This window comes from Pseudomonas putida group bacterium ESBL64 (genome assembly GCF_045277175.1).
In the GTDB taxonomy this organism is placed as follows: Bacteria; Pseudomonadota; Gammaproteobacteria; order Pseudomonadales; family Pseudomonadaceae; genus Aquipseudomonas; species Aquipseudomonas alloputida.
Map to the genome: position 1 here is coordinate 3,043,726 of NZ_CP145799.1, position 19,155 is coordinate 3,062,880.

The 19,155-nt window shown below is 62.5% G+C and carries 17 protein-coding genes and 1 riboswitch; of the genes, 5 read left to right on the forward strand and 12 right to left on the reverse strand.

Annotated elements, in window-relative coordinates; translation table 11 throughout:
• Positions 1 to 309: 309 nt before the first annotated feature.
• The 6 genes from V6093_RS13820 to V6093_RS13845 all read right to left on the reverse strand — a co-directional run bounded on the left by V6093_RS13820 (position 310) and on the right by V6093_RS13845 (position 11,105).
• On the reverse strand, positions 310 to 1,002 hold the full coding sequence (locus tag V6093_RS13820) for a sensor histidine kinase KdpD (RefSeq protein WP_010952009.1): 693 nt from the start codon (positions 1,000 to 1,002) through the stop codon (positions 310 to 312).
• A complete protein-coding gene (locus V6093_RS13825) occupies positions 999 to 2,606 on the reverse strand; it encodes a tetratricopeptide repeat-containing response regulator (protein ID WP_265979492.1) in 1,608 nt (535 codons plus the stop codon). The genes V6093_RS13820 and V6093_RS13825 overlap by 4 nt, the downstream gene beginning before the upstream one ends.
• A 159-nt stretch (positions 2,607 to 2,765) precedes the next feature.
• Complete coding sequence (locus V6093_RS13830; protein WP_014859503.1) at positions 2,766 to 5,483, reverse strand: LuxR C-terminal-related transcriptional regulator; 2,718 nt, start codon at positions 5,481 to 5,483, stop codon at positions 2,766 to 2,768.
• Positions 5,484 to 5,817: 334 nt separating this feature from the next.
• Positions 5,818 to 7,182, reverse strand: coding sequence for a DUF1329 domain-containing protein (locus V6093_RS13835; RefSeq protein WP_003247334.1), 1,365 nt, complete (start codon positions 7,180 to 7,182; stop codon positions 5,818 to 5,820).
• 25 nt (positions 7,183 to 7,207) lie between these two features.
• Positions 7,208 to 9,091 (reverse strand): DUF1302 domain-containing protein, encoded by a 1,884-nt coding sequence (locus V6093_RS13840; RefSeq protein ID WP_108078193.1) that lies wholly within the window; start codon positions 9,089 to 9,091, stop codon positions 7,208 to 7,210.
• A gap of 331 nt (positions 9,092 to 9,422) precedes the next feature.
• Positions 9,423 to 11,105, reverse strand: a complete 1,683-nt coding sequence (locus V6093_RS13845; RefSeq protein ID WP_047605064.1) for a fatty acid--CoA ligase — start codon at positions 11,103 to 11,105, stop codon at positions 9,423 to 9,425.
• 292 nt (positions 11,106 to 11,397) lie between these two features.
• Between V6093_RS13845 and V6093_RS13850 the strand changes: the two genes are divergently transcribed.
• The 3 genes from V6093_RS13850 to V6093_RS13860 all read left to right on the forward strand — a co-directional run bounded on the left by V6093_RS13850 (position 11,398) and on the right by V6093_RS13860 (position 14,268).
• Positions 11,398 to 12,363 (forward strand): 2-hydroxyacid dehydrogenase, encoded by a 966-nt coding sequence (locus V6093_RS13850; RefSeq protein ID WP_143999565.1) that lies wholly within the window; start codon positions 11,398 to 11,400, stop codon positions 12,361 to 12,363.
• Positions 12,364 to 12,416: 53 nt separating this feature from the next.
• Positions 12,417 to 13,415, forward strand: a complete 999-nt coding sequence (locus V6093_RS13855; protein ID WP_047605066.1) for a class I SAM-dependent methyltransferase — start codon at positions 12,417 to 12,419, stop codon at positions 13,413 to 13,415.
• Between the two features lie 40 nt (positions 13,416 to 13,455).
• Positions 13,456 to 13,595: riboswitch (yybP-ykoY riboswitch) on the forward strand.
• A gap of 88 nt (positions 13,596 to 13,683) precedes the next feature.
• Positions 13,684 to 14,268: a TMEM165/GDT1 family protein gene (locus V6093_RS13860; protein ID WP_003247342.1), complete on the forward strand. Its 585-nt coding sequence runs from the start codon at positions 13,684 to 13,686 to the stop codon at positions 14,266 to 14,268.
• 43 nt (positions 14,269 to 14,311) lie between these two features.
• Here V6093_RS13860 and V6093_RS13865 read toward each other — a convergent pair whose 3' ends face one another.
• From V6093_RS13865 to V6093_RS13880, 4 genes are all read right to left on the reverse strand, one after another.
• Entirely contained in the window at positions 14,312 to 15,130 is an 819-nt protein-coding gene (locus V6093_RS13865; RefSeq protein WP_003247344.1) for a M48 family metallopeptidase, read from the reverse strand.
• Between the two features lie 180 nt (positions 15,131 to 15,310).
• Positions 15,311 to 15,931, reverse strand: a complete 621-nt coding sequence (locus V6093_RS13870) for an SOS response-associated peptidase (RefSeq protein ID WP_179052917.1) — start codon at positions 15,929 to 15,931, stop codon at positions 15,311 to 15,313.
• 15 nt (positions 15,932 to 15,946) lie between these two features.
• On the reverse strand, positions 15,947 to 16,207 hold the full coding sequence (locus tag V6093_RS13875; protein WP_003247348.1) for a putative signal transducing protein: 261 nt from the start codon (positions 16,205 to 16,207) through the stop codon (positions 15,947 to 15,949).
• On the reverse strand, positions 16,207 to 16,392 hold the full coding sequence (locus V6093_RS13880; RefSeq protein WP_003247349.1) for a CPXCG motif-containing cysteine-rich protein: 186 nt from the start codon (positions 16,390 to 16,392) through the stop codon (positions 16,207 to 16,209). The genes V6093_RS13875 and V6093_RS13880 overlap by 1 nt, the downstream gene beginning before the upstream one ends.
• 122 nt (positions 16,393 to 16,514) lie before the next feature.
• Between V6093_RS13880 and V6093_RS13885 the strand changes: the two genes are divergently transcribed.
• Positions 16,515 to 17,684: a 1-acyl-sn-glycerol-3-phosphate acyltransferase gene (locus tag V6093_RS13885; RefSeq protein WP_003247351.1), complete on the forward strand. Its 1,170-nt coding sequence runs from the start codon at positions 16,515 to 16,517 to the stop codon at positions 17,682 to 17,684.
• 123 nt (positions 17,685 to 17,807) lie between these two features.
• Here V6093_RS13885 and V6093_RS13890 read toward each other — a convergent pair whose 3' ends face one another.
• Entirely contained in the window at positions 17,808 to 18,068 is a 261-nt protein-coding gene (locus V6093_RS13890) for a hypothetical protein (protein WP_003247352.1), read from the reverse strand.
• 160 nt (positions 18,069 to 18,228) lie between these two features.
• Between V6093_RS13890 and V6093_RS13895 the strand changes: the two genes are divergently transcribed.
• Positions 18,229 to 18,435: a hypothetical protein gene (locus tag V6093_RS13895; protein ID WP_003247353.1), complete on the forward strand. Its 207-nt coding sequence runs from the start codon at positions 18,229 to 18,231 to the stop codon at positions 18,433 to 18,435.
• Between the two features lie 74 nt (positions 18,436 to 18,509).
• Here the strand turns inward: V6093_RS13895 and V6093_RS13900 are convergent, their stop codons facing one another.
• Entirely contained in the window at positions 18,510 to 19,094 is a 585-nt protein-coding gene (locus V6093_RS13900; protein WP_003247354.1) for a YajG family lipoprotein, read from the reverse strand.
• Positions 19,095 to 19,155: the final 61 nt, after the last annotated feature.

Consider the following 19,155-nt stretch of genomic DNA (forward strand, 5'->3'; position numbering starts at 1 on the left):
TCTGCTGGGAGCCTGACAGGAAAATGGGGTGGGTGCACGAGGTTCATGTCTTGAGCGAAGTGGCGCCTGTGAGCTCGAGCGCCGCCCGCGCGGCGCATCGCGAGCAAGCTCGCTCCTACATTTGTTTCGGGCCAGTTATTCCTGAGGCGGAGGTGCGCGCCACCTTGGTGCCCACCTCGATATTGCGTGGAACAAACAAGGCGGTCGCGCGCGAGGGTGCAGGCAATACTGACCCGAAACAAATGTAGGAGCGAGCTTGCTCGCGATGCGCCGCGCGGGCGGCGCTCGATCGCCCAGGCACCCAATACCTCAAGGCAAAAACAACCTGAACAACCCGCCCCCAAGCGCCCCGCCGTTGGAGATCTCGATCCGCCCGCGCACCCCGCCGCTTTCATGCAACGCTGCGATCCGCGCCGCAAAATACAACCCAAGGCCGGTACTGCCGCTGGTCGAGTCGATGCCCTGGATGTAATCCTCCTGGCGCTCGAGCATGTGCTTTGGATAACCCGGGCCGTCATCGTTGACGCAAATGGCCAACTGGTTGTCGGCCTCTTCGATGGTGATCAGCAAGGCGTGCCCGGCAAAGCGGGTGGCGTTGGTGATGACGTTGGCGATTACCGAGGCCACCAGTTCGCGGTCGAAGAAACCCAGCGGGTTGTCGGTGTCGATACGCCAGGTGGCGAGAATGTCGTTGTGCTTGAGTACTTCCTCGTGCGCCGCCAGCTGGGCTTCGATGAAATCATCCAGCTCATGGTAGTCCGGGCATACCGGCAACTGGTTCACACCCAGTTTGTACAAGCCCAGCAACTGCACCAGCATGCCGTTGAGGTGACGAAATTCATGCTCCATGATCCCCTGTTCGGCACCGCCGCGCAGTTCCTCGGGCAAGCGTTCCACCCACTGGCTGTGGGACTGGATCAGCGCCGACAACGAACTTTTGAGGTCGTGCACGGTGGAGGCGATCACCGTGGAAAAATCCAGCCCCTGATTGTCTTGATTCATGCGCCGAACACTCGGATGTGCAGTTTGCGGTAACGGTCATAGCGATTGTCGCTGGCAGGGATACCGGCCACGCTGGTCAAGGCGTCGCGGCACTCCTGCATGATCGCAGGCTGAGGGTTGTCACCGCCGATGCGCAGCAGCGCCTGGGCGGTATTGAGGGCGATGCTGATGTTCTTCGGCTGTAAACCCAATGCCTTTCGGAACAGTTGCAACGCCTCGCCAAGCTGCCCTCCCTGGTAACTGCGCACACCCTGCCGATTGAGGGTGACCGCTTCGGTAATGGCGTTGAGCACGCTGGGGTCATCCGTCAGCTTGCCCACTTTCTCCATGACCTTGGGGTCATCGCCATAACTTTCCACGCAGTTCTTCAGCACGCCGATGGCGGCGGCTTCCTGCCCCATCGCCTGCAGTTGCGCAGCGACAGTCAGGGCCGAATCGACAGAGAAGAACTGGTTCATCTTGTCCAGGCGCTGAATCGCCTGTCCTGTCAGCTTGCCGGCCGTTTCCGGGTCGCCGGCCTGCTGCAGGCTGGCAGCCTTCATCATCCGCGCACGTACCTGCAGGCCTTGGTCCTCGGGGTTTTCCTTGGCCACTTCGCTGAGCGTGGTGTTGATCTCGACCCGGGTGCGGGCGTCCAGGCCGAAGCCTGCATTCTTGCTCATCAGCGCCTGCACCAGGCCAAGGTTGTTTTCGGCATCCTTGTAGCGCGAACTCTGCCCCTGGTTCACCGCATGGCGGAACGCCTTCGATGCGCTCTCGAAGTCTTCGTTCTCCAGCGCCAGCTTGCCCAGCGTCGACTGCCGACGCACCGACAAAGGCGACAGGCGCACGGCTTCTTCAAGCAAGTTCTGCGCGCGCCGGGTATCACCCTGCGCCACCAGCACCTCGGCCATGCCATCGTAAAGGCCTGGCATGATCGGGAACGCCTTGAGCGCCTGCTCGTATACACCCTGGGCCTGGGCATTCTGACCACGCTTGTGCATCAGTGCGCCCAACGCGGCATATACCCACGGCTGCGGACGGCTGGCCAGGATGGCCTTGAGGAATTTTTCCAGTTCCTCGAAACGGTTGAGGTTGCGCAGGGCATCGGCCCGGTAGCGCAAGCACAAGGGCGCCAGGCGCGGATCCTTCTTGCACAGCTCGGCGCAGGCCGCCAGTACTTCGGCCGGACGGTTGCGGTCCAGCGCCTGCAGGATCGGTTTTAGCAACGTCTTGCGCTGGAACAGTTTCTCGACGCGCTGGGCCAGGCCAACCCGGTTGAACGGTTTGGTCAGGTAGGCATCGGGCTCGTGCTCGATGGCGCTAAGGACAATCGCCTGACTGCTCTCGGCAGTGACCATGATGAACACGCACTCATGGCTGATGTGCTTGTCGATGATCAGGTCTTCAAGCACCTGCTGCCCGTTCTTCTTGCCATCGCCCAGATGGAAGTCCTGCAGGATGAAGTCATAGCGCTTCTGCGCGCACATGCGCAGCGCCTGCTCGCCGCTGTCAGCGGTGTCCACGTCGCGCACGCCCAACTCGCGCAACATGGAACGGGTCGACGTACGAAAGTCGGTAAAGTCGTCGACGATCAGAAAGCTCTTTTGCCCGTACTGCAGCATCAACACGACCTGCCTTGGAATGATTGAAAAATCGCGCGAGGCGATGCCACCGATCGCTGTATCGGCAGCTGGTCGGGAAAGATGAGGGTAGAGCATTGTCGGCCAAAAACTATGGCTTCAGGCCATCACTTTAACGAGCAATGACCTGCAGGGCCAGTATCACGCCAGCAACCCCAGGGATTTGGCCTTGGCCACCGCCTGGGTGCGCCGCTCCACGCCCAACTTGCTGTTGATGTGGCTGGCGTGGGTCTTCACCGTGTGCAGGGAAATGAACAGCTGCTCGCTGATCTGCTGATTGGAACAGCCTTGGGCAATCAGTTCGAGCACAGCCATTTCGCGGCCACTCAGCGCTTCGCCGTTGCCCGTACTGGCAATTGGCAGTGGCGGCAGGTGCTTGAGCAGTTCCGCCTGAACCGGGCAAGCGGCACCTGCCTGCAGTTGTTCATGAAGCCATTGCGGGTGTTTTTCCAGCAGTGGCTGCATTGGCTGCATCACACCGCCATGCGCCGCTTCCAGCAAACTTGGCAGCAACTGCGCGGCCTGCCCTTCCTTGCCTTCGTCCAACAGCAGGGAGAGCCATTGGCACAGGGCGCTGACGGCGAGCATCATGCCGCCACTGGCCTGGCCGCGCTTTACCAGGCATGCCAGGCGTTGCACGGCATCGTCGCTACGCAACTGGATGCGATCGAGCGATGCCTGCTGCAACGCAATGTGCAACGGCAGCAGCGGATGGAATTCCGGTGCCGCCGCCGGCTGCTCGCCGCCATAGGTCTGGCCCAGGCGCTGCAGCCAGGACTCCGCCAGGTCGGTACGCCCCTGGGCCAGCCACAGTTCGCATTTGACCAGGGTAATCATGGCCAGGTAGTAGACCGGGGGCACATCCCAGATGTGCATCAAGCGCTCGGCCTCAGCCAGTTCGGCAAAGGCCTCGGCAAAGTGACCTTCCCGGCCATCGAGCGTGGCAATCACGCAATGACCGATGAGCACACTGATGTCCCGGCACGCTCGCGCCTCACCCAGCCCGGCGCGCAAACGCGCGCGGCCCTGAGCCGGCTGCAGACGCGAGACCAGCAGGTAACCTTCGTAAAGCGTCAACCGCGCACGCACGGCATACAGCCGCTGCGCCGAAAGCCCTTGCAGACGTTGCAGGCCCTGGCGCACTTCGTCCAGCGCGCGCAGCACCTCGCCACGGGCATGCAGCACCCGCGCCCGGTCGTAATGCGCCAGCGCCTCGAACAAGGGGTTACCGACCCGCTGGGCCAGCTCCAGGGCCTCGCGGTTCCAGCCTCGGGCCCGCCAGAAGTCGCCATCGGCAATGGCCAGGTTGGACAGCGTCGACAAACACACCAGGCGTTGGCCGTAGCGCTTGCTCGGCAGGCTCTGCAGCGCTTCGCCGCAATAGGCCAGGGTGCGCTCGCGGTCGCCACGGCCACGGGCAATGACCCCACTGAGTGCCAGCCATTGGGCCAGCATCGACTTTTGCGCGGTCGCCGAAGGCGCGGGCAGAAAGCGACTGAGGTAACCGGCCAGTTCCTCGGCAGCATCCAGCTGGCAAGCCAGGCCCAACGCCCAGCTGTACAGCACGATCAGCCGCGGCGTGCTGATCAACAGACTGTCGGGCAGGTCCATCTTCCAACGCAGCAACATGCCGACGTTCTGCTCGGCCAGCAGTTGCTCCTCGGACAGACTTTGCACCAGGTCGGCGGCAACATCGAGGTGGCCGGCACGCAAAGCCTGCTCCACCGCCTCGTCCAGCAGGTCCTGAGCTTCAAACCAGCGGCAGGCCCGCAAATGCAGAGCGACCTGCGATTCGCTCGCCTGTCGGCTACGCAGCAGGTCGGAGAACAAATGGTGATAGCGGAACCAGTGCCCATGCTCGTCCAGCGGCACAAGGAACACCTGATGCGCCTGCAGGAAGCTCAGGACGGCGGCACTGTCGTGGCGGCCACGCATCGCATCGCAAAGCGGAGCGCAGAAACGCTCCTGGCAGGCGGTTTCGTACAAGAAAGCCTGCACGTCTGCAGGTAGCCTATCGATGACTTCTTCAAGCAGGTAGTCGCGGATCAGTCCCTCGCCACCATGCAGCGCCTGGGGCAAGGCTTGCTCGTCGGCGCTGTCGCTGGCCGCCAGCTGCCAGAAACGCAGCCCGGCGACCCAGCCGTCGCTGCGCTGGATCAGGTTGTCCAGTGCCTGGCCGCGCAGGCCGGTAGGCTGGCGACCGATCACTGCCAACGACTCATCCGCAGTGAGGCGCAGGTCCTGTTCGTTAAGCTCGACCAACTGCCGGGACAGGCGCAGCCGCGCCAGGTGCCAGTCTGGCCGCTGGCGGCTGGTCACCAGCAACACCAGGCCGGGTGGCAGATGATTGAGGAAGAACTGCAGGCAACGGTCAAGCACCGGCCCTTGGGCCAGGTGATAGTCGTCCAGTACCAGCAGCAGCGGCGTATCAGCTTGCAGGTACAGCGCCAGCTCATCGAGCAGGCCGTCGAGCCACTCTTCAAAGGCAAACGGCTGATGGCGCTGGCGCATTTTCAGCAGGCCCATGGCCTGGCCGCCCAGTGCCGGGCAGTATTGCTGCAGGCCTTCAAGCAAGCGCTCAAGGAAGCGGCCAGGGTCGGCGTCCCGCTGGCTCAGGCCAAGCCACAGGCTACGCCAGTGCTCGGGCAGTGTTTCGCAAAACTCGATGGCCAGGGAGCTTTTGCCGAAACCTGCCGGGGCATTGACCAGCAGCAGCCGCCCGCCCAAACCGGCTTCCAGCCGCTGGCACAAACGCAGGCGCTGCACATGGCCATCCGGCAGCGGCGGCCGGAAGAAACGCCCGTCCCGCAGGCCAAGGGCCTGACTCGCGAATCCATGCGTACGGGACAGATCTGTCATGGCCGGCTCGTTCTGGTTGGAAGACAACGGCGGTATGGATGTTTGCGAGACTAGCCGTTAACGCTGCGCATTTGAAGATGATGGACGCAATTGGCATGGAAAAGACTGCGACAAAAAGCAACATGGCTGATGGACAGGGGCTGGGGCGGGGGTTTGGGGAGGTATTCAGGCGGCTTATTGCGTTGTCCGGCCACTTCGTGGGTGAACCCGCTTCTACAGGGCTGCGCGGAGCCTGTAGGAGCGGGTTCGCCCGCGAAGAGGCCGGTTCAGGAAATAGAAACGCCCCGGCGAGCCGGGGCGTTCTGGGGATCACACGGCGTTCAGTGATTTCAGCTTAGCGAATACCCGACTGACGCAGCGCTGCAGGCTGGAAATCGGCCTTGCTGGCACTGAAGCCAAAGTCGTAAGCGCGCTTCTCTTCGTTCTTCATGCCCAGGGCCAGGTAACGACCGGACTGCAGGTCGTAGATGGTTTCCAGGGTGTACCAAGGCACTTCCACGTTGTAATAAGGCTGAGCATGGGCCTCGGACACGCGCCACAGTTGGCCACGGCCGTCGTACTGGTCGATCACTGCGGCCTGCCAGGTGTCCTCATCGATGTAGAAATCACGCTTGGCGTAGATGTGCCGCTGGCCTGGCTTGAGGGTTGCGACTACGTGCCAGACGCGGCGCAACTCGTAACGGGCCAGGTCCTGGTTGATGTGCCCAGCCTTGATGATGTCGGCATACTTGAGCTTCGGATCATCCAGTTTGAAGGCGTTCGATGCGATGTACAGCTCCTTCTTGCCTTCCAGCTTCCAGTCGTAGCGGTCTGGCGCACCGTTGAACATGTCCAGGTTGTCCGAGGTACGCAGGCCGTCGGCGGCGGTACCCGGGCCGTCATACGACACTTGCGGCGCCTGGCGAACGCGACGCTGGCCGGCGTTGTAGATCCACGCCTTGCGCGGCTCCTTCACCTGGTCGAGGGTTTCGTGCACCAGCAGCACGGTCCCGGCCAGGCGCGCTGGCGCGGTCACTTCCTGCTTGAAGTAGAACAGGATGTTGCCTGGGTTGTTCGGGTCGTAATCCTTCATCTTGTCGCGGAAGACGAACTGGTCGGAGAAGTAAACCGGGCTGAAAGAGCCGTTCTGCTGTGGCGTGGCCTGGATCACCAAGCGGCTGACACTGCCCCCTCGGTAACGGGTGATATGGTTCCAGATCACTTCCAGGCCGCTTTTCGGGATCGGGAACGGCACCGCCGTGTTGAAGTTGTTCAAACCGTTGCCGCCTTCCGTCAGCGTGGTCTGGGTGGCGTTTTTCTTGATGGCGGCGAACACGTCCGCAGGTACCGTGGAGCCGCGATGGGTTTTGAATACTGGGATCTTGAAGGTGTCCGGGTAGCGCTTGAGCATGGCCAGCTGGCCCGGCGAAAGCTTGTCCTTGTACTGCTCGGCGTTTTGCGCAGTGATGGTGAACAGCGGCTTTTCACTGCCGTACGGGTCGGACAGGAAGCCCTTGCCGTCAACACTGCCTGCGGTCTTCGACAGCGGCTCCCACGGGCCGATGGAGCCGTCGGCGTTGCCGGCCTTCTCGGCACCCATCGGGGTCAGGGTGCTGCCCAGCTTGGCCGCCTCGTCGGCGGATACGGCTGCCATGACGCTGGTCGCCAGCAGGGACAGGCCCAGCACACCGGCTTGCAGCAGACTTCTGGTCTTGTTCATGTCGTGTCGTCCTGGATCTGTATGCTTAGAAGTTCACGCCGAAGCTGAGGGCGACGAAGTCGCGGTCATCCACGGTGGTGTACTTGCCGTCAAAGAAGTTGGTGTACGACAGGCTCGCCGTGTAGGTGTTCTGGTACTCGGCGTCCAGGCCCAGGCTGACTGCCTTGCGGCCTTCCTCGAAGTTGCCGCCAGGGCCGGGCGAGTAGCCGGAGACATCATGGGACCAGGCCACGCTTGGTTTGAGGTTGACCCCGGCGAATACGTCGTTGTAGTCCCAGATGGCACGGGCGCGGTAGCCCCAGGAGGTCGAGGTGGTAAAGCCGTCGTTTTCGCAGTTGCGATCAAGGTTCGCGGTTGAGGAGCCAAGCCCCGAACCGACGATGGTGGCACCGTTGAGAGTGGCGCAGGTGCCGTTTGGCAATGGGCCCGGGCCATAGACCGGGTCACGCCCGTAGCGCGCCTTGCTGTTGCTTTCCAGCCCACCCACATGGGTAACGCCGACTTCGCCGACCACGGTAAGGCGGCTGGCACCCATGACCTGGTCGAAGAAGTGTGTGAAGGTAGTCTGGAACTGGGTGACCTCCTTGCGCCGGTAGCCGTGCAGGTCTTGTCCTGGAGTGCCAGTCAGCACCGAGGCATTGTTGTAGGGCGCTCTATCGATCGGCCTTACACCGGCAAACAGAATATCTGTGGAGTTGAGTTGCACTGGAGCGTTAGGGCGGTAGCTAAGTTCGCCGCTCCAGGCCGTGCCAGTAGGCAATGTGGTGGAGAAGCTCAGCCCGTACAGACGGATGTCTTCCGGATACTCGACGAAGTACTGGGAGTTGCCTGCAATGATCAACGGCGCCAGCGCTCGTACCGCAGGTGACGCGAGTGGGTTGTTCACCAGGTTGAACAGCGCCTGCGGCGCCCCGGTAGCACTGAAGATCGGTGCCCGGCTATGGTAGTTCATGAAGTAGGCACCGAACTCGGTATCCAGCGGCTCGAACATGTAGCGGAACGCGACGCCGAACTGGCCGCTGTCACGCGCATCGCGGTCGGCGCCACGCGGTACTTTCACACCCTCGCTGTTCACGTCCACACCAAATGCCGACAAACCGGCAAGCGCCTGGGGCGACAACGCCCTGCTACTGTTCAACACCCGCAGATTGTCACTGCAACCATCGGCAATGATGTCCGGCTGGGAGAAGAAGGTGCCGCAGTTGTCGACGACCGTCTGGTCCCATTCGATCTGGTAGAAGGCCTCGGCCGACAGGTTGTCGGTCAGGCTCTGCGAGATGTAGAACATGTTGACGGGAATCAGGCCTTCCTTGATCTCGGCCCCGGGGCGGCGGAACGCCGACACGTCGATGGGGTTGATCGAGTTGATGCCGCCGCCGATGAAGGTACTTTCACCCCAGCTCACTACCTGCTTGCCAAACCGCACCGAGCCAGGCTGATCGCCGATGGAGTAGTTGTGGTAGACAAAGGCGTCGAGCAGCTCGGCGCCGGACGACTTGGCGCCTTCCTTGCGGTTGGAGTCGCTGATGTCCTTGAACTCGCGGTTTTCGTCCTTCAGTTCGAAGTCGTACCAGTACTTGCCGCGCACGAACACACCGGTGTCGCCGTACTTGAGCTCCAGGTCATGAATGCCCTTGAAGATCTTGGAGAAGGTTTCGCCCTTCTTGAAGTTCAGGTGGCCATCGTCGGATGTCTGTGACAGGCCCTTGCCGCCGTTGTTCACCCCTATCAGGTTCTTGTTGGGGTTGGCCGTCGACCAGCTGGCGCCGATGGAGAGCGACGAGTCGAACTGGCCTTCGATTTCACCAATGTTGAAACTGACAGCGAAAGCAGGACTTGCGAGCGTGGAAGCAAGGCTGACGGCCAAGGGCAGCTTGGCCCGGCGCCAGAACAGGTTTGCAGATTTCATCGACGCTACTCCATGTACTTTTTTGTTATGGCAGTGAGTCCTTTCAAGAACGGCCCGAGCGACCGGTTTGCAGGCTTGCACCCGCGGCGACACAGCTTGCGCATGTCGCCCTCCCCCATTCCTGAAAATCCCCTGGCCCCGACTATAGCCAGCAGGCACAGGCGCTTGATCCCTCTAAAGTGTGATTTGCGCTCCATGCCACCAACTCGCTGCAGTTTTGCTCCGGTTGCGGGCTGGTAGTGCTCAAGGATGGCGCATTTCTGTCGTTTGGCAAGGCGGCGGGCTCTCTAGCGTGCGGGTCACGCTCTGACGTGCGCGACCCGCACAACAGTTACAACGTGGAAAGGAACGCGCTGTTGCTGGCCTGCCACTGGACGATGTCCTGGCGGATGCGTTTCTTGTCGAGCTTGCCGACACTGGTCTTGGGAATTTCAGTAACAAGGGCGATCTGGCTTGGAATCGCCCACTTGTTGATATGACCTTGCTCGACGAATGGCTTGAGGTGTTCCTTCAGCGCCTTGGCGTCGATATCGTGACCGTCACGTACCACCAGCAGGGCAAACGGACGCTCACCCCACTGCGGGTCGGCCACCCCCACCACCGCCACTTCGCGCACGGCCGGGTGGCGGCTGATCAGGTCTTCCAGGTCGAGCGAGGAAACCCACTCGCCACCGGTCTTGATCACATCCTTGATGCGGTCGCGGATGTCGATGTAGCCCATGCCGTCGAGGGTGGCGACGTCACCGGTGTGCAGCCAGCCGCCCTGCCACAGCTCCTCGCTCTTCTCCGGTTCCTTGAAGTAGCCCATGGTCAGCCACGGCGCACGCAGTACCAGCTCGCCCTGGGTTTCACCATCAGCGGGCAGGAAGTTGCCTTCGCCGTCGACGATGGCCGCTTCGACCAACGGCACCGGCACACCGGCCTTGATACGGTAAGTGACGCGCTCATCCTCGCTGCCGGCCTGCAGTTCATCGTTCAGGTGTGCTGCGGAGATCAGCGGGCAGGTTTCCGACATGCCATACGCGGCGGTCAGCTGGATGCCACGCGCCAGGGCGGCCTGGTACAGCGAACGGTTGAGCGAGCTGCCGCCGATGATGATCTTCCAGCCGCCGAAGTCCTGCCCCTGGGCGTTCGGGCAGTTGAGCAGCATCTGCAGGATGGTCGGTACGCAGTGGGAGAAGGTGACCTTCTCTTCACGCCAAAGCTTGACCAGCATGTCCGGCTCGTAGCGCCCCGGGTACACCTGCTTCATGCCGAGCATGGTGGCAGCGTAGGGGATGCCCCAGGCATGCACGTGAAACATCGGGGTGATGGGCATGTACACGTCGTTGCTGCCCAGCAGGCGCACGCTGTCGATACTGCCGGTGACCGAGGCCTCGGCCAGGGTGTGTAGCACCAGCTGGCGGTGACTGAAATAAACGCCCTTGGGGTTACCGGTGGTGCCAGTGGTGTAGAAGGTAGTGGCCACCGAGTTTTCGTCGAAATCCGGGAAGTCGTAGCGCGGGCTGGCGGCAGCCAGCAGCTGCTCATACTCGCCGATCAGGTCGGGCAGTTCGGCAGTCTTGTCCGGGCCATCGGTTAGCAGCAAGGTCTTGTCGACAGTGGTCAGCTGCCCGGCGATAGCCTGGTACAGGCCGACGAAGTCGCTGTTGACCAGCACCACGCGGTCTTCGGCATGGTTCATGGTGTAGAGGATCTGCTCGGGCGACAGGCGCACGTTGATGGTGTGCACCACAGCGCCGATCATCGGGATGGCGAACATGCATTCCAGGTAGCGATGGCTGTCCCAGTCCATCACCGCCACGGTGTCACCGGCCTTGACCCCGGCCTCGGTCAGCACATTGGCCAGGCGGGCAATGCGCTCGTTGAGCTGTGGATACGTCAGCCGCATCTGGTCGCGGTAGACGATTTCGCGGGTCTTTTCATAGCGACTGCCGGACATCAGCAGGCGCTTGATCAGCAATGGATAGGCATAGGCGCCCTCGGCGGGCTTGATGATGCGTGTCTGCAACATGGGGATCCCTTTTCTGAAAAGCGGGCCGGACAAGTCTGGGTTTACTGTAGTTCGCCAATGTGACGGCCAAATCAGCCGAAGGAATGATTTGCGTGGCAGAGGTATGAGTGGCGGGCGTTGACGGGCAGCAAGGTTGAGCTAGACACTGCGGCGGCGGCTTCAGGTTGGTGCTGAAGCCGAGGGCCTCTTCGCCGGCAAGCCCGCTCCTGCAAGGGTTGTGGTGACCTTGTGGGTGCGGGCATGCCCGCAAATGGCCACAACACCCTTATCCCCCCTGCCACCGGAGATCTTCATGCCCAGCCCGCGTCGCGCCGTGTTTCTCGATCACCAGTCCCTGGACCTTGGCGACCTCGACCTTTCGCCCCTGAAGCAGCAGTTCGACCAGTTCGAACTGTTCGCCGCCACCCGCCCGGACCAGGTCGCGGAACGCTTGCAGGGCGCCGTGGCAGTGGTCAGCAACAAAGTCATGCTCGACGCCGCTACCCTGGCCGCCAACCCGCAACTAAAGCTGATCCTGGTGGCCGCCACCGGCACCAACAATGTCGACCTGGCCGCCGCCCGCGCCCAGGGCATCACCGTGTGTAACTGCCAGGGCTACGGCACGCCGTCTGTCGCCCAGCATACCCTGGCCCTGCTGTTGGCCCTGGCCACTCGGCTGTGCGACTACAACCAGGCGGTGGCCGATGGCCAGTGGGCCAAGGCCAGCCAGTTCTGCCTGCTGGACTTTCCTATCGTCGAACTGGAGGGCAAAACCCTCGGCCTGCTCGGCCACGGTGAACTGGGCGGCGCAGTGGCGAGGCTGGCCGAAGCCTTCGGTATGCGTGTGCTGAGCGGGCAGATCCCTGGCCGCCCGGAGCGCGCCGACCGGCTGCCGCTGGACGAGTTGCTGCCGCAAGTCGATGCCCTGACCCTGCACTGCCCGCTGAACGAGCACACCCGGCATATGCTCGGCGCCCGCGAACTGGCCCTGCTCAAGCCCAACGCGCTGGTGGTCAACACCGCCCGTGGCGGCCTGATCGACGAACAGGCGTTGGCCGATGCCCTGCGCGGTGGTCACTTGGGCGGCGTGGCCACCGACGTGCTGAGCGTGGAACCGCCGGTCAACGGTAACCCGCTGCTGGAGCCCGGCATCCCGCGCCTGATCATCACCCCGCACAGCGCCTGGGGTGCCGTGGAGTCGCGCCAGCGCATCGTCGGCCAGCTCAGCGAGAACGCCCAGGCCTTCTTCGCCGGGCAGCCACGCCGCGTGGTCAGCTGAGCCAGGCGCCCGCCTCTGCTACACTGCGCCACTTTTTCCAGGAGACGTCGTCCATGGACCCGCGCAGTGAAGTGTTGCTCCGTCAGGCAGAGCTGTTTCAGGGGCCGCTGCTGATCGCCGGCGCCCCCGCCGACGACCTGCTCGGCCAGTTGCCTCAGGCCCAGGCCTGGACCTGGCATGCCGGCGATCAGGCCATGCTCGAAAGCCGCTTCGCAGGCCGCAGCCACTACGGCGTCGAGGCCCCTGAAGCAGCATTCGACAGCGCCGTGCTGTTCCTGCCCAAATCCCGCGAGCTGGCCGCCTATCTGCTCAACGCCCTGGCATCGCGCCTGGCTGGCCGCGAGCTGTACCTGGTCGGCGAGAAGCGCGGAGGCATCGAGGGCGCGGCCAAGCAGCTGCAGGCCTTTGGCAAGCCACGCAAACTCGACAGCGCCCGACACTGCCAGCTGTGGCAAGTGACCATCGACCAGGCGCCGCAGGCAAAACCGCTGGAAAGCCTGGCCGAGCGCTTCGAGCTGGACCTGGAAGACGGCCCGCTGCAGGTGGTCAGCCTGCCAGGGGTATTCAGCCATGGCCGACTCGACCGAGGTACCGCCCTGCTACTGAAGCATCTTGACGGCCTGCCCGGTGGTCACATGCTGGACTTTGGCTGCGGTGCCGGGGTACTGGGGGCCACGCTCAAACGCCGTTACCCACAAAGCCGGGTGACCTTGCTGGACGTGGATGCCTTCGCCGTGGCCGCCAGCCGCCTGACGCTGGCTGCCAACGGCCTGGAAGGCGAAGTGATCAGTGGCGATGGCATCGACGCCGCCCCTACCGAACTGAGCCTTATCCTGAGCAACCCGCCATTCCACACCGGCGTTCATACCAACTATCAGGCTTCGGAAAACTTGCTGAAAAAATCCGCCGTTCATCTGCGAAAAGGTGGCGAAATGCGCTTGGTGGCCAACAGTTTCCTGCGCTACCAGCCACTGATCGAAGGGGCATTGGGCAACTGCCAGGTACGTGACGAGGCCGACGGTTTCCGCATCTACCAGGCAACTCGCGGATAAAAAACAGCGCTTGCCGAAAGCGTTTTGTCTAGGCAGAATCCGCACCGTCCTAGGGGAGTAGTCTCCCGCGAGCACCCAGCTCGCCCGGTACGCGTCAACATACTTGGTCCACAGACCATGGCGCGTGCGACCCACCATGCACGCCTGCATGGCGAGATCCGCATAGACGGATCGAGGGTTTGACAAGACCTATGACACGCACACCTTACCCGGGGCGGGGAGGCTGTACGTGTCATAGCCGTGTCGACCCGCCCCCGTAGGAATCCTGATGCTGGAATCACTGTTGGTCCCCACCGCTATCGTTGCCCTGGCCGAGATCGGCGACAAGACGCAACTGCTCGCACTCATTCTCGCTGCCCGCTTCCGCAAACCCTGGCCGATCATCGCCGGCATCATCGCCGCCACCTTGGCCAACCATGCCGCAGCCGGTGCCGTGGGGGCTTGGGTCGGCAGCTTCTTCAGCGATTCGGCACTGCACTGGATCCTGGCCGCGAGCTTTACCGCCACCGCACTGTGGACCCTGGTACCGGACAAGATGGATGACGACGAGAACCCGGCTCGCCGTTTCGGGCCGTTCCTGACGACACTGATTGCGTTCTTCCTGGCCGAAATCGGTGACAAGACCCAGGTCGCCACCGTGATGCTGGCTGCGCAGTATCCGCACCTGATCATGGTCATTATCGGCACTACCCTGGGTATGCTGATTGCCAACGTGCCGGTGGTACTGGCGGGTAACTTCGCGGCTGACAAACTGCCGTTGACGCTGATTCGCCGCCTGGCGGCAACGGCGTTCTTCGTACTGGCGATCGTGGCCGTCTATTCGGCAATGAAGGCCAGTGGCTGGATTGGATAAAGGGAAAACCGGGGGCTGCCATGCAGCCCCAGGATTCAGGCATTTACTGCTTGGCGGCAGCCTGATACAGCGGCATCACCTTCGGAATCGCCGCCTGCAGCGAAGCAATGCGGCTCGCGGACGCCGGGTGAGTACTCATGAACTCAGGCGGTGCACCTTCGGAAGCCTTGCTCATCTTGTTCCACAAGGTAATCGCTGCATTCGGGTCGTAGCCGGCACGGGCCGAAAGCTCCAGGCCAATCAGGTCGGCCTCGTTTTCGTTGGCCCGGCTGTTGGGCAAGGTCATGGCGTAGTTCACCACCGTGTCGGCCATGGCCATGCTGCTCTGGCCGAGGCCGAAGATGGCACCGGCACCCTGGCGAGCCATTTCCACACCGTATGCCTTGGACATGGCCTCGCGGCTATGCTCGCGCAAGGCGTGGGCAATCTCGTGCCCCACCACTGCGGCAATTTCCGCATCGGTGAGCTTGAGCTGATCGATCAGCCCGGTGTAGACGATGATCTTGCCGCCCGGGCCGCAGTTGGCGTTCAGTTCGTCACTCTTGATCACGTTGACTTGCCAGTCCCACTGCGCGGCATCCGGGCGGAATTTGGGCGCCTGGGCGATCAGGCGGTTGGCAATGGCCTGCACACGCTTGGCATCGGCGCTGGACTTGTCGAGCACACCCTTGCTCGATGCTTCACCCAGGGTCTGCTGATACGACTGCGCGTACATCTGGTTGACCTCATCGGTCGAGAGCATGCTGAACATGTACTGCTGGCGCTCGACGCCAACAGCACCGCCGCTGGTGGTATTCACCGCCTGGCAGCCGGCCAGCAGGATGCCAGCACTCAGTAGGCTGACGACAAAAGACTTACGCATGAAAACACTCCCTATCCACATGCGGCGTATCCTAGGCCGAGTCGCCAGTGGCTGCCATAGCCGCAGGGAAGATTTTCGTCGCCTGTAACGGCCTCTTCGCGGGCAAGCCCGCTCCTACAGGGGTAACACAACCGTGGGTAGGAGCGGGCTTGCCCGCGAAAGGGCCGGCACAGCCCCCCATCAAGCCGGGGTAAGACACTCCGGCGCATCCAGCTTCGGGTCATTGACGAAGTTGGCCAGGGCCCGCTCACGCAACGTCGCAGGTGGGCTGGCCAGCAGCTCGTGCAAGCGGGTAACCGGCGTGTCCGGGTCGAGCCAGGCCGCCTGCCCGGCCTCGTCCAGTATCAGCGGCCGACGCTGGTTCATGGCCGCCTGGGTCACCACCGCGCAACTCAGCCATACCTGGTCCTGCACCGGGTAGGCCTCCCACACCGCCGCAAAATACAGCGACGCGCCCTCCCCCGGGGTCAACCAGAACGGGCGTTTGCGCACGTTGCCACGCCATTCGTAAAAGCCGTTGGCCGGCATCAGGCAGCGACGCTGGCAAAATGCATCGCGAAACATCGGTTGCTCGGCCAGCGTTTCTGCCCGGGCATGGGCGGGGGTACGGGACAGGTCGGTGAGCCAGGCCGGGGTCAACCCCCAGCGCGCCTTGGCCAGTTGCTGCTGGCCATCAAGCTGGCGCTGGATCAGCACCGACGCCCCTGGCGATATATTCCATTGGGCCGGCTGGCCGACGGGAAAACCCGGCAGACTGGCAAGGGCCTGGGGCCAGCGAAACAGCGCATAACGTCCACACATGGGCGAATTCAGAACCTAGCAGATCAAGGTACCGGGGACATGCTCCGGTTCGTCGCCAACCAGTGGCTGGGCATCATTGTACGCATCGATCAGCTGCCGTGCGCATTCGGCCTGCTCATCAGCCACGATAAGCCCCAGCAGGCCCTGCAAGGGCAGCTCGCCGGCGGCACCGAGCAGGTCACGGCCGACCACGTGTACATCGATCCCCTCGCTGGCAAGCATACCTGCCAGCATTTGCGCCTCGAGCAGGCTTTCCGGTTCGTAGATGCGCTGCATCAGGCGTCGTCCTCGCGGCGGACTTCAAGCATCCATTCGTCACCATGCACCTGCAGAATGCACACCACAGGCTGGCAGCACACCTGACAATCCTCGGTATAAACCTGGTCGCCCGCAGACAGATCGACGGTAGTTTCCACACGTTCGCCACAATAAGGGCAATCATAGAAGTCGGTTTCCAGCATCGCGGCCTCCGCAGTGACTTATGCGTATAATTGCCGGTCTGTTTACAGGGTCTGTGTGCGTCCGAGCCGTTTTTCGGAGCCCGTCCCTACCTTATTACCCTAGCCGTTTCCAACAAGAGAGCATGATGGGCGAATTCGATGCCATCCGACCGTACGACGACGCTGAGGTCCCTGCCGTTCTGGCACGCCTGCTCAGCGACCCGGCATTCCTCGATATCCTCACTCACTTCCGCTTTCCGCGTGCGGCCGGTGCTCTCGGCTGGTTGCTCAAGCCCTTGATCGCACGCCGCCTGCGCAAGGAATTCGCCGGCGTTACCTGTGTCTCGACCCTGCAGGACAAAGTCGAGTACTACGTCGACCAGACCATCGATCGCGCCACCGACGGCGTCACCTATTCGGGTGTGGAACAGCTCAAGGCCGGCACCGCCTACCTGTTCCTGGCCAACCACCGTGATATCGTCATGGACCCGGCCTTCGTCAACTATGCCGTGTACCACGCCGGCCTGCCCACGCCGCGCATCGCCATTGGCGACAACCTGCTGCAAAAGCCCTTTGTCAGCGACATGATGCGCCTGAACAAGAGCTTCATCGTGCACCGTTCGATCAGCGGGCGGCGCGAAAAACTGGCTGCCTACCAACTGCTATCGGCCTACATCAACCACTCGATCCGCAACGATGCCACCTCGATCTGGATTGCCCAGGCCGAAGGTCGGGCCAAGGACGGTGACGACCGTACCGACTCGGCGATCCTCAAGATGTTCCACATGAGCCGCAAGGACGAGCCGTTCGGTGCGGTTATCCAGAGCCTGAACCTGACCCCGGTGTCGATCAGCTACGAATACGACCCGTGCGACCAGGCCAAGGCCCGCGAGCTGTACATCCGCGCCACAACCGGCACCTACAAGAAGGCGCCGGGCGAAGATGACAACAGCATTGCCAAAGGCATTACCGGCTACAAGGGCCGAGTCCACATCAACTTCGCGCCGCCGGTCACCGAGTACCACGAAGACACAAAACAGCTGGCGGCAGAGATCGACCGGCAGATTCTGGGGGGCTACCGACTGTTCCCGGTGCATTACCTGGCGTATGCGATGTGGGAAGGCAAGGACGAAGCCCTGCAGGTGCCAAGCGCCGAGAAAGTGTTCCCGGCGGATGAGCTGGCCAAGGCCAAGGAAGAATGGCAACGGCGTCTGGATGCCTGCCCGCAAGAGCAGCGGCCGTACCTGGTGTTGCAGTATGCGACGCCGGTGCGCAACCAGTATCAGGTCAGGCAGCAGACACCGGTCGCCTGATCGATCCCGGGGGCTGCGTTGCAGCCCAATCGCGACACAAGGCCGCTCCCACAGGGAATTGCGTCCACCCTTGTGGGAGCGGCCTTGTGTCGCGATTGGGCCGCAACGCGGCCCCGATGGTTCTTAGATCCAGGTGCTGAACCAGGACAGCAGCAGCGCCATCGCCAGGCACGAAAAGCCCAGGATGTAGAAGTATTTCGGCACACGAAGCTCGAAGGCGTCCACTACCCCCTCGTCTACTGCCATGTACGCGCGGGTTTCGGCCTCGCGCCGCCGCGCACTGTGCAGCAGCAAACCGCCCGGGCAGGTCAGCAGCAGCGCCAGCAGGTTGATCAGCTTGGTGGGATGGGCGGCCAGGAACCCCCAGAGCACTTGCAAGGACATCACGCAACCTCGGTGTGAGCAGTGGCAAAGGCCAGCATTCTACCCAAGTCGCACCGTGGCGCCCGGCCTTGGCGACAAACTGTCGTTAAATTTCATCTGTCATCCGCTCGTCATCAATACAGGCGACCCTGTCGACCTTTTGATGACCCGGAGCTTTTTCATGTTGCACGCCGAAAACCAGGACCGCCTCTACCTCGTTGCCCAGAGCGATGAACAACAGGCGCTGATCGATGGTTTTGCCATCAATGTGCAGGACCGCCAGTGGCTGGTCTACTGTGCGCTTGGCGGACATGTGCATGAGGACTTGCCCGAAGTGGATGCAGGCACAGGGTTCAGCTTGCTGGATTTCCACATAGAAGCGGCGTAAATCTGTGCCATCCAGACAACAAAAAACCCGCTGCCTGTCACTCAGGCAGCGGGTTTTCTTGCACAACCTGAAGCTTACTGACCCAGCACCTGCCCGATGCTCGGGTCCTTGAACAGGCGGGTCAGGGCATCGCTCAGCACATCGCCCACCAGCTGGGTGTTGGTGTCCTGATTTGGCGCCATGCCGAAACGCTGGTCCAGCGAAGCGCCATAACGGCCGCTGTAACGGCGGCCGCCATTGGTCACATCAGCGCGGAAGGTGGCGCCGATGGTGGCCTCGGTCACGTAAAGGTTGTCTTTCGGCGACTGGTACTTCAGCTCGGCCAGGGTGACGGTCAGCTGCGGCGCATTGTAGGCGTTCGGGGTCGGGGTGAAGCCGAGCAGGCGCACAGCAGCTTCAGCCTGAGCCTGCAGCTTGGGCACCACGTCATTACCGCTGACACTGATGGTGCTGGTCTCGGGGTACATGCCACCGCGGGTACCCAGGGACGGCGAAGGCCGGCCATCAACTACCCGGACCACCACCGGCTGGCCATGGCCGACCGGGGCCAGCTGGGCCTTGAGCGTGGGTTGCGGGTTGAGTTGTTGCGGGCTGTGGGCACAACCGACCAGGCTAAGGCTGGCCACGGCGATCAAACCGAACAACAGACGTTGCAACATGCGCGTTTCTCCAGAAAATGCGGCAAAGGCCCACAGTATACCTAGCCAGGCACAGACCAGT

What these genes read in the sequence shown, in the direction of transcription:
- V6093_RS13820 (WP_010952009.1), bottom strand. Translation starts at nt 1,002, where the DNA reads ATGAATCAAGACAATCAGGGGCTGGATTTTTCCACGGTGATCGCCTCC.
- V6093_RS13825 (WP_265979492.1), bottom strand. Translation starts at nt 2,606, where the DNA reads ATGCTGCAGTACGGGCAAAAGAGCTTTCTGATCGTCGACGACTTTACC.
- V6093_RS13830 (WP_014859503.1), bottom strand. Translation starts at nt 5,483, where the DNA reads ATGACAGATCTGTCCCGTACGCATGGATTCGCGAGTCAGGCCCTTGGC.
- V6093_RS13835 (WP_003247334.1), bottom strand. Translation starts at nt 7,182, where the DNA reads ATGAACAAGACCAGAAGTCTGCTGCAAGCCGGTGTGCTGGGCCTGTCC.
- V6093_RS13840 (WP_108078193.1), bottom strand. Translation starts at nt 9,091, where the DNA reads ATGAAATCTGCAAACCTGTTCTGGCGCCGGGCCAAGCTGCCCTTGGCC.
- V6093_RS13845 (WP_047605064.1), bottom strand. Translation starts at nt 11,105, where the DNA reads ATGTTGCAGACACGCATCATCAAGCCCGCCGAGGGCGCCTATGCCTAT.
- V6093_RS13850 (WP_143999565.1), top strand. Translation starts at nt 11,398, where the DNA reads ATGCCCAGCCCGCGTCGCGCCGTGTTTCTCGATCACCAGTCCCTGGAC.
- V6093_RS13855 (WP_047605066.1), top strand. Translation starts at nt 12,417, where the DNA reads ATGGACCCGCGCAGTGAAGTGTTGCTCCGTCAGGCAGAGCTGTTTCAG.
- V6093_RS13860 (WP_003247342.1), top strand. Translation starts at nt 13,684, where the DNA reads ATGCTGGAATCACTGTTGGTCCCCACCGCTATCGTTGCCCTGGCCGAG.
- V6093_RS13865 (WP_003247344.1), bottom strand. Translation starts at nt 15,130, where the DNA reads ATGCGTAAGTCTTTTGTCGTCAGCCTACTGAGTGCTGGCATCCTGCTG.
- V6093_RS13870 (WP_179052917.1), bottom strand. Translation starts at nt 15,931, where the DNA reads ATGTGTGGACGTTATGCGCTGTTTCGCTGGCCCCAGGCCCTTGCCAGT.
- V6093_RS13875 (WP_003247348.1), bottom strand. Translation starts at nt 16,207, where the DNA reads ATGCAGCGCATCTACGAACCGGAAAGCCTGCTCGAGGCGCAAATGCTG.
- V6093_RS13880 (WP_003247349.1), bottom strand. Translation starts at nt 16,392, where the DNA reads ATGCTGGAAACCGACTTCTATGATTGCCCTTATTGTGGCGAACGTGTG.
- V6093_RS13885 (WP_003247351.1), top strand. Translation starts at nt 16,515, where the DNA reads ATGATGGGCGAATTCGATGCCATCCGACCGTACGACGACGCTGAGGTC.
- V6093_RS13890 (WP_003247352.1), bottom strand. Translation starts at nt 18,068, where the DNA reads ATGTCCTTGCAAGTGCTCTGGGGGTTCCTGGCCGCCCATCCCACCAAG.
- V6093_RS13895 (WP_003247353.1), top strand. Translation starts at nt 18,229, where the DNA reads ATGTTGCACGCCGAAAACCAGGACCGCCTCTACCTCGTTGCCCAGAGC.
- V6093_RS13900 (WP_003247354.1), bottom strand. Translation starts at nt 19,094, where the DNA reads ATGTTGCAACGTCTGTTGTTCGGTTTGATCGCCGTGGCCAGCCTTAGC.